The organism is Pseudonocardia sp. EC080619-01 (assembly GCF_001420995.1).
Taxonomy (GTDB): Bacteria; Actinomycetota; Actinomycetes; order Mycobacteriales; family Pseudonocardiaceae; genus Pseudonocardia.
In genome coordinates this window covers 5,402,019-5,416,267 of sequence record NZ_CP012184.1, presented here as the reverse complement: position 1 = coordinate 5,416,267, position 14,249 = coordinate 5,402,019, and the positions used below count along the sequence as shown (strand labels likewise).

Sequence of the window (14,249 nt, the reverse complement as noted above, 5' to 3'; positions counted from 1 at the left end):
GGGGTGATGTTCCGGGGTGGAGCGGGATCAGGTCGCGACGTCCAGGAACGTCTTCCTGATGTCGGCCTTGAGCACCTTCCCGATCTTCGACCGGGGCAGGTCCTCCCAGACCTCGATCTGTTTCGGCGTCTTCACGCTGCCGATGCGGGTCTTCACGAACGACGTCAGCTCCGCCGGGTCCAGCGTGCTGCCGGGCCGGACCTGGAGGACGGCGGTGAGCCGCTCGCCCCACTTGTCGTCGGGAAGGCCGATGACGGCGCAGTCGGCGACGGCGGGATGGGCCATCAGCACCTGCTCCACCTCGGAGGAGTAGACGTTGAACCCGCCGGTGATGACCATGTCCTTCGCCCGGTCGACGATGAACAGGAAGCCGTCGTCGTCTAGGTAGCCGATGTCGCCGGTGTGGTGCCAGCCGTGCGCCGAGACCTCCGCGGTGGCCTTCTCGTTCCGGAGGTAGCCACGCATGACGAGCGAACCGCGGACGACGATCTCGCCCCGTTCGCCCCGGGCGAGCAGCCGGCCGTCGTCGGTCATGATCCCGACGGTGACCAGCGGGGACGGCCGTCCCGCCGAGGACAGCCGCTCACGGGCGACCGTCCCGTCCGGCGCGAAGTGGTCCTCCGGCGCCATCGTGGAGATCATCATCGGGGCCTCGGTCTGGCCGAAGAGCTGCGCCATCACCGGGCCGATCCGGGAGAGGGCCTCCTCCAGCCGGGTCACCGACATCGGCGCGGCGCCGTACCAGAAGCACTGCAACGACGACAGGTCCCGCCCGTCGAGCGACGGGTGGTCGAGGACCATGTAGATCAGCGTCGGCGGCAGGAACGTGTGCGTCACCCGGTGCCGTTCGACGTGGTCGAGGAAACCGCCCACGTCGGGGGCGCGCATGACGACGATCGAGCCGCCGCGGCACAGCACCGGGAAGCACAGCACGCCCGCGGCGTGGGTGAGCGGTGCCAGCGCCAGGTAGGTGGGCCGCCCGCCGTCCGGCGGCCACGGGTAGCTCATGAGCGTGATCGCCGTCATCGTCTCGATGGTCGTCCCGGTGAGCACCACCCCCTTGGGACGGCCGGTGGTGCCGCCCGTGCCGACGACCATCGCGACGTCGTCCGGGCACTGCCGGTCGACCGGCCCGGCGTCGGCCCCCGCGGCCAGGAACTCCGCCCAGCCGGTGGCCCACTCCGGATCGGCGTCGAGGCAGACGAGGGTCCGCAGCCGCGGCAGGTCACCGCGGATCGCGTCCACGAGCGGCGCGAACGACGACTGGAAGATCAGGACCGAGCACTCGAAGAGCTCGAGGAGCTCGCGGTTCTCGCCCGCCTCGTTGCGCGGGTTGATCGGGCACCACACGGCACCGGCGCGGCTGATCCCGAACACGCAGGTGAACGACGTCGGGTCGTTCGCCGAGAGGATCGCGACCGTGTCCCCCGGCTCGACACCGTGCCCGACGAGTGCCGCGGCGACCCGGTCGCCCAGCTCCCGCACGTCGCCGTAGGTCGCGACCTCGCCGTCGCAGACCAGGCAGGGCGCACCCGGATCCAGGGACGCCCCCTTGTCGAGATGGTCGACGAGGCGCATCACATGCCCATGCCGCCGTCGACGGGCAGGCCGGCGCCGTTGACGAAGCGGGACGCGTCCGACGCCAGGAACGCGACGGCGTCGGCGATGTCGGTGACCTCGCCGAGCCGGCCCGACGGCGTGAGCTCGACGACGGCGCCCACGGCAGCCTCCGGGCTCTCGAACAGCCCGAGCCCCGCGGTCTCGACGGCGAGCTTCTGGCCCATGGCCGTCGGCACGAGCCCCGGGAAGACGCAGTTGACCCGGACCCCGTAGCCGAGCTTGCCCGACTCCATGGCCGCGACCCGGGTGAGCCGGTCGATCCCCGACTTGGTGGCCGAGTACCCGCCGATCGCGGGGAAGGCGATGGTCGCGGCGACCGAGGCGATGTTGACCACCGAGCCGCCCTGCCCGGCCGCACCGCCCGGGCGCATGGCGCGGAACGCGTGCTTGATCCCCAGCATCGTGCCGAGCATGTTGACCTCGAGCATGGCCCGCACGTCGCCCGGGTCGGTGTCGACCAGGAGCTGGGTGACCTCGAGACCGGCGTTGTTGACGACCACGTCCAGCCCGCCGAACCGGTCCACGGTGGAGGCGACCGCGGCGGACCACGACCCGTCGTCGGTGACGTCCAGGTGCACGGAACCGTGCCGCTCGCCGAGCGACTCGGCGAGCTTGGTCGCGAGATCGTCCTGGATGTCGGCGACGACGACCGAGGCCCCGGAGTCGGCCAGTGCGCGGGCCATCCCCTCACCGAGGCCCTGCGCGCCCCCGGTCACGAGCACGGTGCGTCCGGTCAGGTCGATCTGAGTCACTGGCACTCCTTCATCGGCGGTGATGGGAGCCACACCCTCGTGGAAACTCTGACCGACTGTCAAGATATCGCTGACCAGTCGTCCAGATTTTGGTGACCATCCGTCACGAGGATCGGTTAGGGTGGCGATCCGGACGACCGGGGACGAGGGGCGGTGGCATGGCGCGGGCCAATCCGATCGACAAGCACGACGCACGCCGCAGGGCGCTCGCGGACTCGGCGCTGCGCACGCTCGGCGAGCTGGGTTTCGCCCGGTCGTCGCTGCGGGAGATCGCGAACAACTCCCCCTTCAGCCACGGCGTCGTGCACTACTACTTCGGCGACAAGCTGGACCTGATCGTGTACTGCGTCCGGCAGTACAAAGCCGTCTGCGTGACCCGCTACGACGGCGCGGTCGCCGGCTCGACCACCGCCGACGGCCTGGTCGCCGCCTTCGCCGACACGCTGCGCCAGACGATCGTCGATGAGGCACCCATGCACCGCCTCTGGTACGACCTGCGCTCTCAGAGCATGTTCGAGGAGGGCCTGCGGGAGGCCGTCCAGCAGATCGACCGGACGCTCGAGGACATGGTCTGGCGGGTCGTCACCCGCTACGCCGAGCTGGCCGGCTCCGGCACCGCGCTCACCCCGCACACCGCGTACGGGATGTTCGACGGCGTGTTCCAGCAGGCCGTGCTGGGCTACCTCGCCGGGCACGAGCAGGAGGCGCTCGACGTGCTCCGGGCCGAGGTGCACGACCTCATGCCGCTCACCCTCCGCGCACCTCGGGCCGACGCGGCCTGACGGGGCGCGCCGCCGGTGGGAGCATCCCCCGCGTGGACGACACCACGACGCTGCTCGACCTCACCCACGCCTGGCACCGCGCGATCGCCCGGAACGACGCGGACGCCATCGCGGCGTTCATGGCGCCGGACTGGGTGCTCGTCGACCACGACGGCGTGGGTACCCGCGAGAACTTCCTGTCCCTCGTCGCCACCGGCCGGCTGCGCCACAGCCTCATGAAGCCGGTTCCGCGCAGCGAACGCGTCCGGGTGCACGGAGACCTCGGGTACGTGACGGCCCGGGTCCTCAACACCGCGCACGTCGAGGGCCGGGAGCACCACGCCGACGAGTGGACCACCGACGTCTTCGTCCGGCGTGCCGGCCGGTGGGAGTGCGTGCTGTCGCAGGTCACCGCCGCACGCCCGGACGACGACGGGTAGTCAGCAGGCGATCCGCACGGGGCGGCCGGACCGGACCGGCACCCCGCTCGCGAACATGACGTGATCCGGGCGGCGCCCCGCCGCACCCGGGACGCCGGTGGCGGGACCAGCCCCGTCGCCGTCGTCGAGCACTTCCGCCGTCCGCAGCGGCCCATCCGACCGGCCAGGACCGGCAGGACCCGGGCCGTCCGTCACGGCTCCGACGATGACGCACACACGCGTCCCCGGCCCCTGCGCGATCCGCGTCTGGACAGCCGTCGGGATGCAAACGTATATTCTTTACCATCAGAATATACGATCATCGGCGATGATCATCTTCCACCACGGAGGTCAAGGGTGACCGACTCGCAGATCGCTGCCCGGAGCGCCGACGGCGTGCCGGGCGGTGATCCCTCACCACAGCCGAACCGCCGGATGCGGAACCGGGTGCTCCTGTCGAGCTTCGTCGGTTCGGTCATCGAGTGGTACGACTTCTACCTCTTCGGCATCGCCTCGGCCGCCGTGTTCGGGCAGCTGTACTTCCCCGAGTTCAGCTCCACGGCCGGCACCCTCGCCGCGTTCGCCACCCTGGCCGCAGGCTTCATCGCCCGGCCCCTCGGCGGGATCGTCTGGGGCCACTTCGGCGACCGGGTCGGCCGCAAGGGGATGCTCGTGCTGTCCATCGTGCTGATGGGCGTGGCGACGACCGTCGTGGGGCTGCTGCCCACCTACGCGACGATCGGCATCTGGGCGCCGCTGATCCTGGTGCTGATGCGCCTGGTCCAGGGCGTGTCGGCCGGCGGCGAGTGGGGCGGGGCCGTGCTCATGTCCATGGAGCACGCACCGAAGCGCCGCGGCCTGTCCAGCTCGGTCGCACAGATGGGGCTCTACGGCGGGATCCTGCTGGCCAACGGGGCCTTCGCGGCGGCGGCCGCGCTGACCGGCGACGCGTTCCTCGAGTGGGGCTGGCGCATCCCGTTCCTGCTCTCGGCCGTGCTCGTCCTGATCGGTCTGTGGATCAGGCTCGGGGTCGAGGAGAGCCCGGTGTTCACCCAGGCCCGTGAGCAGGCGGACCTGGCCACCGCCGAGAAGCCGCAGGTGCCGCTCGTCGAGGTGCTCCGCCACCCGAAGAACCTGCTCCTGTCCGTCGCGCTCGTCCTCGGTGCGTTCGCGGCGAGCGCGCTCTACGGCACCTGGATCGTCAGCTACGGCATCACGGAGGGCTTCCCGCGCGCGGACATCCTCAACGCCGTCCTCGTGGCGGCGGCGATCGGCTTCGTGTTCCAGCCGGTGTTCGCCTACCTGTCCGACCTGTGGGGCCGGCGCGTCGTCGTCGGTGTCGGCGCGGTCCTGCAGGCGCTCAGCATCCCGGTCATGTTCGCCCTCATGGACGGCGGCGGCACCGGCGCGATGTACCTCGGGATCTCCCTCGCCGCGTTCGCCCACGCCATCGTCTACAGCCCGCTCGGCGCCTGGCTCGGCGAGCTGTTCCCGACCACCCAGCGGTACACCGGGGCCTCACTCGGCTACCAGATCGCGGGCACCATCGGCGGCGGCTTCACCCCGCTGATCTGTGCCTCGCTGCTCGCCGCCTCGGGCGGCGGCACCACCGGCATCTCCCTGTTCATCGGCGCGACCTGCCTGCTGACGGTGATCGCCGTGTTCTTCGCCGCCGAGACCAGCCGCAGCACGCTCCGGTGACCGCGCCGACCCGCCCGTCCGGCACGCCGCAACTCCGCAGAGGAAACCCATCATGACCCTCACCGACGCCCGTCCCGCCGACGCGCCCGTCGAGGAGAAGCTCGGCATCATCGACACCGACTTCCACCCGATGCCGCTGCCGACCGACCCACAGGTCGCCGAGCACCTGCCGCAGCGCTGGCGCGACTACATCGCCCGCTACGGCACGGGCAGTTTCGGCGGTGGGGTGTCCCCCTCGCAGCGCGAGTTCACCCACCGCCTCGACGCGGTGGACGGGCACGGGCGGGTCGGCGTCGACCCGCACCTGGCCGTGGAGCAGGTCGTCGACCGGTACGACATGTCCGCCGTCGTGCTGACCTGCCCGCAGACCTACATCATCACCCACGGCGGGGCGAACATGCCCCACGAGTGCGCCGTCGCGATCTATCGCGCCTACAACGACGCGCTGGCCCACACCTGGGCCGGCGCCGACGACCGGTTCAAGGCCAGCATCACCCTGCCGCGCGACCTCGCCGGTGCCGCCGACGAGATCGTGCGCTGCAAGGAGGGCCCGCACGGCGACTCCTACGTCCAGGTCCTGATGTCCCCCGCCGGGCAGGACCCGCTCGGCAAGCAGCGCTACTGGCCGATCTTCGAGGCGTGCGAGCACTACGACATCCCGCTGGGCTTCCACGTCCCGGGGATGGGACGCCAGCCGACCGGATCCGGCCGCCAGAACTTCTACGCCGAGATGCACGCCGCGTTCGCGGTGCTGCCGATCTCGATGGTGTCCAGCCTGGTCTTCGAGGGTGTCTTCGAACGCTTCCCGAGGCTGAAGGTCGCACTGCTCGAGCTGGGCTGGGACTGGGTCGTACCGTTCTCCTGGCGCCTCGACGCGACCTTCGACAAGCTGCGCGACGAGCTCCCGCACCTGACCCGCAGGCCGTCGGACTACCTGCGCGAGCACTTCTGGTTCTCCACCCAGCCCGTCGAGGAACCGGAGGACCCGGCGTGGACGCCCGACGTCTACGCGATGTTCGAGGAGTCCGGCTTCGCGGACCGGCTGATGTTCTCCTCCGACTATCCGCACTGGGACTTCGACTCGCCCTACGAGTCCGTGCCGCAGTCGTTCCCGCTGGAGCGACGGCGCAGGATCCTGGGCGCGAACGCGAGCGCCCTGTACGGGATCCCGCTGCGGCCGGGGCACGGTGTCCCCGCGGTGGGTGCCTGACATGGCGATCGTCGAGACATCCCGTCGCCGGCGGGCCGCCCGGCTCCTCGACCACACCGACGCCCGGCGCGCTGCGGCGCGGGCCCTGCCCCGCGGCATCCGGGAGTACGTCGACGGCGGCTCCGAGGGCGAGGTGACGTTGCGGCGCAACGCCCGGGCCTTCCAGGACGTGGCGTTCGCCCCGCGGATGGCCACCTGGGTCGACGAGCCCGGCCTCTCCACGACAGTGCTCGGCACCCCGGTCGACCTACCCGTGCTGACCGCCCCGTGCGGGGGAATGCGCCTGGTGCACCCGGACGGCGACATCGGGCTGGCGACGGGTGCCGCGCGGGCGGGCACGATCCACGTCGCCAGCTCCGCCGCCGGATACACGCTGGAGGAGATCGCCGCCGTCGCAGGTCCGCAGTGGTTCCAGCTCTACCGCTTCTCGTCGCAGGCCACGATGGAGAACCTGGTCGGCCGCGCGCAGGCGGCGGGCTACACCGCACTCGTCGCGACCGTCGACACCGCTGTGGCGGGTTTCCGCCCGCGCGACTACAAGAACGGATTCAGCTACTCGATGCGGGTCAACGCCCGCAACGCGGTCAAGCTCGCGCCCCAGCTGCTGCCGAAGCCGGCGTGGCTGGCCCGGTACCTCGCCGACGGGCTGCCGTTCGAGATCCCGAACACCGCCGAGGTGACGGTCGACGGCAAGCCGATGGTGCTCACCGAGATGACCAAGGGCGGCGCGGGCTCGCACTCCCCCACCTGGACCGACGTCGACTGGCTGCGCGCGCACTGGAACGGGCCGCTCGTGGTCAAGGGGGTCATCACCCCCGACGACGCCCGCCGTGCCGTCGCGGCGGGTGCGGACGCGGTGATCGTCTCCAACCACGGAGGGCGCCAGCTCGACGGATCGCCCGCCACCCTCACCGCCCTGCCGCGGATCGTCGACGCCGTCGGTGACCGGACGGAGGTGCTGCTGGACAGCGGGATCCGCCGCGGCAGCGACGTGCTCAAGGCGCTGTCGCTGGGGGCCCGCGCGGTGCTCGCCGGCCGGCTGCCCGCCTGGGGTCTGGCCGCCGCAGGCACCGCAGGCGTCGAGCAGGTGCTGGAGATCCTGCGCAGCGAGATGGTCCGGACCATGCGGCTGATGGGCTGCCGCGACGTCGCCGACCTCGACCCGACCTGGCTGGACCCGTACACGGTTCCCGGCCGTCCCACGAAGGAGGTGGAGGTCCCGTGACGACCTCACCCACGCGGCGCCCGGGCCGCACGACCCGGTTCGTCGTCGGCCGGGTCGACGAGATCCCACCGGGAGAGCGCCGGATCGTCGAGGCCGGTGGCCGCGAGATCGGGGTGTTCAACATCGGCGGCCGCTACTACGCGATGCTCAACCGCTGCCCCCACCTGGGGGCGCCGCTGTGCGAGGGCGGGGTCGTCAACCAGATCGAGTCCAGCGCCCCCGGCGACGTCCGCCTCGACGAGGGCCGGACGTTCGTGACCTGCCCCTTCCACAACTGGGAGTTCGACGTCGAGACCGGCCGATCCTCCTGGAACCCGGCGCTGCGGGCACGCGCGTTCGGCGTCGCCCTCGAGGGCGCGGACGAGGTCCGGGCCGCCCTCGACCGTGGCGAGATGGGCCGGATCCCCGGCCCGTACACCGTCGAGACCGTCGACGTGGCGGTCGAGTCCGACTACGTCGTGCTGTCACTGCGCCCCGCACGAGGAGGAATCCGAATGACCGTGTCAAGCCGCGATAGCGGGTTGTGGTGCGGTGATGGTGAACATCCTCCGGTCACGCAGCAGGGCCCACAGGACGTCGACCAGGCGTCTGGCCAAGGCGAGCAGAGCCTGGGTATGAAGCATTCTTTCGCTGCGTTTGCGCTGGTAGAAGGCCCGGGACGGGCCATTGACCTTGAGGCTGGACAGTGCGGCCATGTAGAACACTCGCCGCAGGCGGCGGTTGTAGCGTCGTGGGCGACGCAGGTTCCCGCTGATCCGGCCGGAGTCCTGGGGCACCGGGACGAGTCCGGCGTAGGAGGCCAGCCGCCCTGGAGAGGTGAATCCGCCCAGTTCAGGGCCGACACCGCCGTGGGTGGCGGTGAGGAACTCCGCGCCCAGGATGGGTCCGAGACCGGGCAGCGACTCGATGATCGCCGCGTCCGGGTGGGAGCGGAACACGGTGGTGATCAGCTTGTCGGTGTCCTTGATCTCCCGGTCGAGTTCCAGCAGTCGTCGGGCCAGGCCGGCAACAAGGATCGCGGTCCGCGTCTCGCTGGGCAGTGCCACGGTCTGGGCGTGGGCGACCTCGACCGCGGTGGCGGCCATCGCAGCAATACCCGGTGCCCACGCCCGATGGGCACGCAGGTACTCGATCACCCCTGCCTCGCCGGCGTCCCGGAGGGCCTGGGGTGTCTGGAACCCGGTGACCAGCACCAGAGCGCTGCGGGTGGAATAGTCGAATGCCGCCTCGAGACCGGGAAAGATCGACCCGAGCAGGTCACGCAGCCGGTTGACCCCGCGCACCCAGTCGGCCATCAGGTCCTCGCGATGGGCCACGAGCCGGGCCAGTTCGGCAGTGGTCTCATCAGTGGCGGTGACCGTGGTGAGGTCGGCGCCGCGCATGCGGGCGGTCTCGGCGATGACCTTCGCGTCACGGGCGTCGGTCTTGGCCTCGCCCCGGAACACGCCGCTCATCCGGTCGACGACCCGACCGGGGACATAGACCACCTGCTGGTCGGCCGCGGTGAGGACCACCTGCAGCAGCGCCGCATAGCTGCAGGTCAGGTCGATGGCCCACCGCACGTCCTGGGCCGCTTCCGCAGCGCGGGCCAGCAACGCCTCGATCGCGGCCTGGTCGTTGCTGACCTTGCGGGAGAACACCACCTTGCCGTCGGTATCGATCGCGCACGCATGGTGCGTCCTCTTCCCGACGTCGATCCCGATCCAGATCACTGGCCGTTGCGCCACGCGCAGGCTCCTGTCGTTGCAGGTCACGCCCGTGGACAACCCGCCATCAGGTCCCTAATCAGCGACGGTCCGCACAGATCCGAATCAGTGGCCAGGCCTGTCCAGCACGACGGGGCGGCCATTCCTTCCGAGCCACCGAAGCGACAACACCTCATCAGCCACACCCCGTCGTCCCGGGCATCCGGGGCACCAACCCCGAACACCTACGACCTTAGGGACACCTCATGACCACCCCCCTGCTGCAGGGCACCACGCGCGACGCCGTGTGGTCCGGCCCGGTGATCGACTGCGACGTGCACGCCACCCCGCCCTCGCTCGAGGCGCTCTTCCCCTACACCGACCCGGTGTGGGTGCAGGGCGCGCGGGAACGCGGGTGGCGGGGCCCCAACGGGCAGGCTCTCGCCTACCCGCCGAACGCCCCGACCACGGCACGGGACGAGTGGCGGCCCGAGGACCGCCCGCCCGCGTCCCGGCTGGCGGACCTGCAGGACCACATCCTCGACCCCTGGCGGACCGAGGTCGCGCTCGTCAACACCGCCTACGGCGTCGACTCGCTCCGGCACCCCGACTGGGCAGCGGCGCTGGCCCGCGCCGTCAACGACTGGCTGATCGCCGAGTGGCTCGACCGCGACCCACGGCTGGTCGGTTCCATGGTGGTCCCCGCCCGCGATCCCGCCGCGGCCGCCGCCGAGATCGAGCGCGTCGGTGGGCACCCGCGGATCGTGCAGGTCACCATGCCGGTGCGCTCGGAACGGCTCTACGGACAGCGGGTGTTCTGGCCGGTCTACGAGGCGATGACCCGGCACGACCTGGTCATGGGGCTGAGCTGGGGCGGCACCTCCGAGGACGCACCGTCCCCGACCGGGTACGCCTCCTGGTACGCCGAGGAGTACGCGGCGGAGATCCAGGTCTACGGCGCGCAGATGACCAGCATGATCTACGAGGGGATCTTCCAGAAGTTCCCCGGCATGCGGGTCACCATGCTGGAGAGCGGTTTCGGGTGGGTGCCCACCTGGAGCTGGAGCATCAACAAGAAGTGGAAGGGCCTGCGCCGGGAGATACCGTGGGTCGACCGGCTGCCCACCGAGATCATCCGGGACCACTTCCGGTTCTCCATCGCCCCGGCCGACCTCGGCCCGGACGAGCACGCCCGGAAGATCATCGAGTGGCTGGGGTCCGAGGACCTCCTGCTGTTCGCCACGGACTACCCGCACCTGCACACCGACGATCTCTCCCGGGTGCTGGACCTCATGCCGGAGTCCATGCGGCCCCAGGTGATGCACGCCTCGGCGAGGCACTGGTACCGGCTGGACAGGGCGCTCGGATGAGCTACGCCGTCACCACCGAGACCCACCCCAACCGCCTCCGCGGGATCCTGGAGGCGGGCGGCACCGCCGTCGGGCTGGCCTGCCACACCGGCGACCCGCACGTCGCGGAGACCCTGGCCGTGGCCGGGTTCGACTACCTCTACCTCGACCAGCAGCACAGCGTCGGCGGGCTGGCCACGCCCGTCGACATGCTGCGCGCCACCGCCCGGACGGGCACCACCGCGCTGGTCCGGGTCGCCGCGAACGACCCCGTGCTCGTCGGGCGGGCGCTCGACGCCGGCGCCGAGGGCGTGATCGTGCCCGGCATCGAGTCGGCGGAGGAGGCCCGCCGGGCCGCGGCGGCCGTGCACTACCCGCCGACGGGGGTGCGCAGCTGGGGCCCGACCCGCTCGGCCTACGGCCTGGGCCCGGACCCCGTGACCGTCAACGGACAGGTCCTGTGCCTGGTCATGATCGAGACCGCGGTGGGCGTGGCGAACGCGAAGGACATCACTGCGGTCCCCGGCGTGCACGGGGTGTACATCGGGCCCGGCGACCTCGCCGTGAGCCTCGGCCTCGACCCGGTCACCGGGCCGCGTGAGGAGCCGCACCGGGCCGCCGTCGCCGGGATCGTCTCGGCCTGCGCCGCGGCCGGGATCGCCGCCGGGATCACCGGCGACCCGGTCACCGAGTCCGGCCGCGGCTTCCGCATGGTCACCGCCGGCTCCGACGTCGGCTTCCTCAAGGCGGGTCTGGGTGCCGCGCGCGCCGCCCGCGACGCACTGATCGAAGGAGACTCATGAGCACCGTGAACACCCTGCGGGGCCCGATCGACGCCACGCGGATCGGCACCACCCTGATGCACGAGCACATCATGGCCCGCAATCCCGAGCTCGAGCAGAACATCGAGCACCCGGAGTACGACGAGGCCGCGATCGTCGAGCGCGCCCGGACGAGCCTGACCTCGCTGCACGAGGACAAGGGCATCGACACCTTCGTCGACCTCACCGTGCTGGGTCTGGGCCGCGACATCCCGACCGTCCAGCGGCTCGCCGAGGGGGTGCCGCTCAACATCGTCGTGGCCACCGGCTACTACACGGCCAAGGACCTGCCGACCTACTTCCACACCCACGCGCCGGACGGGCTCGTCGGGAGGACCCTCGGCGGGCCGGACGTGCTGGAGACGATGTTCACCCAGGACATCACGACCGGCATTCCGCGCACCGACGGCGTCCGTGCCGGGATCATCAAGATCGTCACCGACGAGCACGGGATCACGCCGGACCTCGACCGGGTCTACCGGGCCGCCGCCCGCGCCCAGGCCGAGACCGGGGTCCCGATCTCCACGCACACCAATGTCGCCCACGCCAACGGCCGCGACCAGCAGAAGTGGTTCGCCGCCAACGGTGTTGACCTCGAACGCACGGTCATCGGCCACAGCGGCGACTCCACGGACCTGGACTACCTCAAGGAGCTCATGGACAACGGTTCCTTCATCGGCATGGACCGCTTCGGCATGGAGTTCGTGCTCGACGACGCGAGCCGCATCGACACGCTCGTGACGCTGCTGGGACAGGGGTACGCGGAGAAGATCACGATCTCGCACGACGCCGGATTCTTCTCGATCAACACACCGCCGTCCTGGCGCGCGGAGCACACGCCGAACTGGCACCACCACCGCATCTCCGACCACGTGCTGCCGGAGCTGCGCAGGCGTGGGGTCACCGAGGACCAGATCACGCAGATGATGGTCGTCAATCCCGTCCAGGTGCTCACCGGCGACACCGCGGCCGCGCAGGCGGTCGCCGCGACGGCGCTCGGCGCGGGGGTCTCGTGACGGCCGAGCAGCCGACCGAGGTCACCGCGGCCGTCACCGCGATTAAGCCGGAGGCCGACGGCATCGTCTCGCTGCACCTCGCGCCCGCTGCCGGGGACAAGCTGCCCGCCTGGGAGGCGGGTGCGCACGTCGATCTCGTCCTCGGCCCGGGCCTCGAACGGCAGTACTCGCTCTGCGGGGACCCGGCCGACCTGACCCGCTGGCGGCTCGGGGTTCTCCGGGAGCCGGAGAGCCGGGGCGGCTCGGCCCACGTCCACGAGCGGCTGGCGGTCGGCGACGAAGTGGTCTGCCGGGGACCGCGGAACAACTTCTCCCTGGTCGACGCCGACCGGTACCTGTTCGTCGCGGGCGGGATCGGCATCACCCCGATCCTGCCGATGGTCAGGGCGTGCGAGGTGGCGGGAAAGCCGTGGCGCCTGTTCTACGGCGGGCGGGCCGAGCCCACCATGGCGTTCCGGGAGGAGCTCGCACACCACGGGGACCGGGTCGTCCTGTGGCCACAGGAGTCCCACGGTGTCCTCGACCTGGACACCGTGCTGGGCTCCCCCACGGCCGGCACCGCGATCTACTGCTGCGGGCCGGGCGCCCTGCTCGACGCCGTCGAGCAGCGGTGCGCCGCCTGGCCGGCCGGTTCGTTGCACCTCGAACGGTTCCGGCCCAGGGACGGGGCGCTCGACGGCGGGAACACGGCGTTCGAGGTCGAGCTCGACGCGTCCGGCATCACCCTCACCGTGGGGGCCGGCCAGACCCTCGCCGAGGCGATCGAGGACGCGGGGGTGGACCTGCCGACCTCGTGCCGGGAGGGGACCTGCGGGACCTGCGAGACCTACGTCCTCGAGGGGGAACCGGACCACCGCGACTCCTACCTCACGGCGGAGGAACAGGCCTCCGGCGAGGTGATCATGCCGTGCTGCTCCCGCTCCCGCTCGGCCCGGCTCGTGCTGGACCTCTGACGAGCCCGGGCCGGCTCAGCCCGCCAGGCGCCCCGGGCTCCGGGGCGCCTGCGGCATGTCCGGCTCGCCCCAGAACTCCAGCGAGTCCAGCCACCGCATGAGCAGCTCACCGGTCCCGGCGAAGTGCGCAGCCGTCCGCTCCCGAGAGGCGTCGACGTCGCCGGCGGCGAGGGCGTCGATCAACGGAGCGTGCTGGGTGCGGTTGACCTCGGACCAGCCGGGCACCACGTGGAAGTTCTCGGGGAACTGCAACGGCACCAACCTGCTCGCCGCCCGCGCGAACCAGTCCAGCTTCGGGGCGTCGGCGATCACCGACACGTAGTGGTGCAGCGTGGAGTTGAGCTCGGTGGCGAGGTGCCCGTCGTCCGGGTCCGCACCGCGGATCCGCCGGTCGATCTCACGCAGGTAGTCCACGTCCCGCGCGGTCGCGCGGGAGGCGGCGCGCGCCGCGATCTCGCCCTCCGCTGTCGACCACATCAGGTAGGTGTCCTCGACGTCCTTGCGCCGGATGGCCGCGACCCGGAACCCCCGGTTCGGCTCGTGGCGCACCCACCCGTCCTGGGACAGCAGCAGCAGGGCCTCACGCACCGGGGTCACGCTGACGCCGAGCTGCTCGGCCAGCTGCCCGAGCCGGAGCGTGTCACCGGGGTGCACGGTCCGCGCCATGATCTGGTCCCGGATCGCGCTCGCGACGTTCCCGCGGAGCTGCTCCTTCCCTGCTCGTGCCACGGCGACGA

Annotated in this window: 13 protein-coding genes and 1 pseudogene; 10 read left to right on the top strand and 4 right to left on the bottom strand. The window is 71.4% G+C overall.

Translation table 11 applies throughout. From position 1 onward, the window contains the following. Positions 1 to 27 precede the first annotated feature (27 nt). Both AD017_RS25375 and AD017_RS25370 read right to left on the bottom strand, forming a co-directional pair. Positions 28 to 1,578 carry a long-chain fatty acid--CoA ligase gene (locus AD017_RS25375; RefSeq protein ID WP_060575785.1) on the bottom strand — a complete coding sequence of 517 codons (1,551 nt, stop codon included), beginning with the start codon at positions 1,576 to 1,578 and terminating at the stop codon, positions 28 to 30. Then, positions 1,578 to 2,372, bottom strand: a complete 795-nt coding sequence (locus AD017_RS25370) for an SDR family NAD(P)-dependent oxidoreductase (protein ID WP_060575784.1) — start codon at positions 2,370 to 2,372, stop codon at positions 1,578 to 1,580. The genes AD017_RS25375 and AD017_RS25370 overlap by 1 nt, the downstream gene beginning before the upstream one ends. A 158-nt stretch (positions 2,373 to 2,530) precedes the next feature. Between AD017_RS25370 and AD017_RS25365 the strand changes: the two genes are divergently transcribed. The 6 genes and pseudogenes from AD017_RS25365 to AD017_RS33630 form a co-directional block, all read left to right on the top strand. Further along, positions 2,531 to 3,154, top strand: a complete 624-nt coding sequence (locus AD017_RS25365; protein WP_010226135.1) for a TetR/AcrR family transcriptional regulator — start codon at positions 2,531 to 2,533, stop codon at positions 3,152 to 3,154. Positions 3,155 to 3,186: 32 nt separating this feature from the next. Further along, positions 3,187 to 3,573, top strand: a complete 387-nt coding sequence (locus AD017_RS25360; protein WP_060575783.1) for a nuclear transport factor 2 family protein — start codon at positions 3,187 to 3,189, stop codon at positions 3,571 to 3,573. A gap of 336 nt (positions 3,574 to 3,909) precedes the next feature. After that, positions 3,910 to 5,253 (top strand): MFS transporter, encoded by a 1,344-nt coding sequence (locus tag AD017_RS25355; protein WP_060575782.1) that lies wholly within the window; start codon positions 3,910 to 3,912, stop codon positions 5,251 to 5,253. 52 nt (positions 5,254 to 5,305) lie between these two features. Then, positions 5,306 to 6,463, top strand: coding sequence for an amidohydrolase family protein (locus AD017_RS25350; RefSeq protein ID WP_060575781.1), 1,158 nt, complete (start codon positions 5,306 to 5,308; stop codon positions 6,461 to 6,463). A gap of 1 nt (position 6,464) precedes the next feature. Further along, entirely contained in the window at positions 6,465 to 7,688 is a 1,224-nt protein-coding gene (locus tag AD017_RS25345) for an alpha-hydroxy acid oxidase (RefSeq protein ID WP_060575780.1), read from the top strand. Then, positions 7,685 to 7,954: pseudogene (locus tag AD017_RS33630) on the top strand (Rieske (2Fe-2S) protein); the annotation flags it as partial. The gene AD017_RS25345 and the pseudogene AD017_RS33630, both read left to right, overlap by 4 nt. Before the next feature lie 237 nt (positions 7,955 to 8,191). On the opposite strand, the gene AD017_RS25335 reads toward AD017_RS33630, so the two are convergent. Beyond that, positions 8,192 to 9,415 carry an IS110 family transposase gene (locus AD017_RS25335; protein ID WP_060572134.1) on the bottom strand — a complete coding sequence of 408 codons (1,224 nt, stop codon included), beginning with the start codon at positions 9,413 to 9,415 and terminating at the stop codon, positions 8,192 to 8,194. Between the two features lie 224 nt (positions 9,416 to 9,639). Between AD017_RS25335 and AD017_RS25330 the strand changes: the two genes are divergently transcribed. The 4 genes from AD017_RS25330 to AD017_RS25315 are packed head-to-tail and all read left to right on the top strand — an operon-like array spanning position 9,640 to position 13,512. Then, the gene (locus tag AD017_RS25330; protein ID WP_060575778.1) at positions 9,640 to 10,743 is read left to right on the top strand and encodes an amidohydrolase family protein; all 1,104 of its coding nucleotides are present in this window, start codon (positions 9,640 to 9,642) and stop codon (positions 10,741 to 10,743) included. Further along, complete coding sequence (locus AD017_RS25325; protein ID WP_060575777.1) at positions 10,740 to 11,525, top strand: HpcH/HpaI aldolase/citrate lyase family protein; 786 nt, start codon at positions 10,740 to 10,742, stop codon at positions 11,523 to 11,525. The genes AD017_RS25330 and AD017_RS25325 overlap by 4 nt, the downstream gene beginning before the upstream one ends. Continuing rightward, a complete protein-coding gene (locus AD017_RS25320) occupies positions 11,522 to 12,559 on the top strand; it encodes a phosphotriesterase (RefSeq protein ID WP_060575776.1) in 1,038 nt (345 codons plus the stop codon). Before AD017_RS25325 ends, AD017_RS25320 begins: the two co-directional genes overlap by 4 nt. Continuing rightward, complete coding sequence (locus tag AD017_RS25315) at positions 12,556 to 13,512, top strand: PDR/VanB family oxidoreductase (protein ID WP_174521771.1); 957 nt, start codon at positions 12,556 to 12,558, stop codon at positions 13,510 to 13,512. Before AD017_RS25320 ends, AD017_RS25315 begins: the two co-directional genes overlap by 4 nt. Before the next feature lie 15 nt (positions 13,513 to 13,527). On the opposite strand, the gene AD017_RS25310 is transcribed toward AD017_RS25315, so the two are convergent. After that, positions 13,528 to 14,241: a GntR family transcriptional regulator gene (locus tag AD017_RS25310; protein ID WP_060575775.1), complete on the bottom strand. Its 714-nt coding sequence runs from the start codon at positions 14,239 to 14,241 to the stop codon at positions 13,528 to 13,530. Between the last annotated feature and the right edge of the window lie 8 nt (positions 14,242 to 14,249).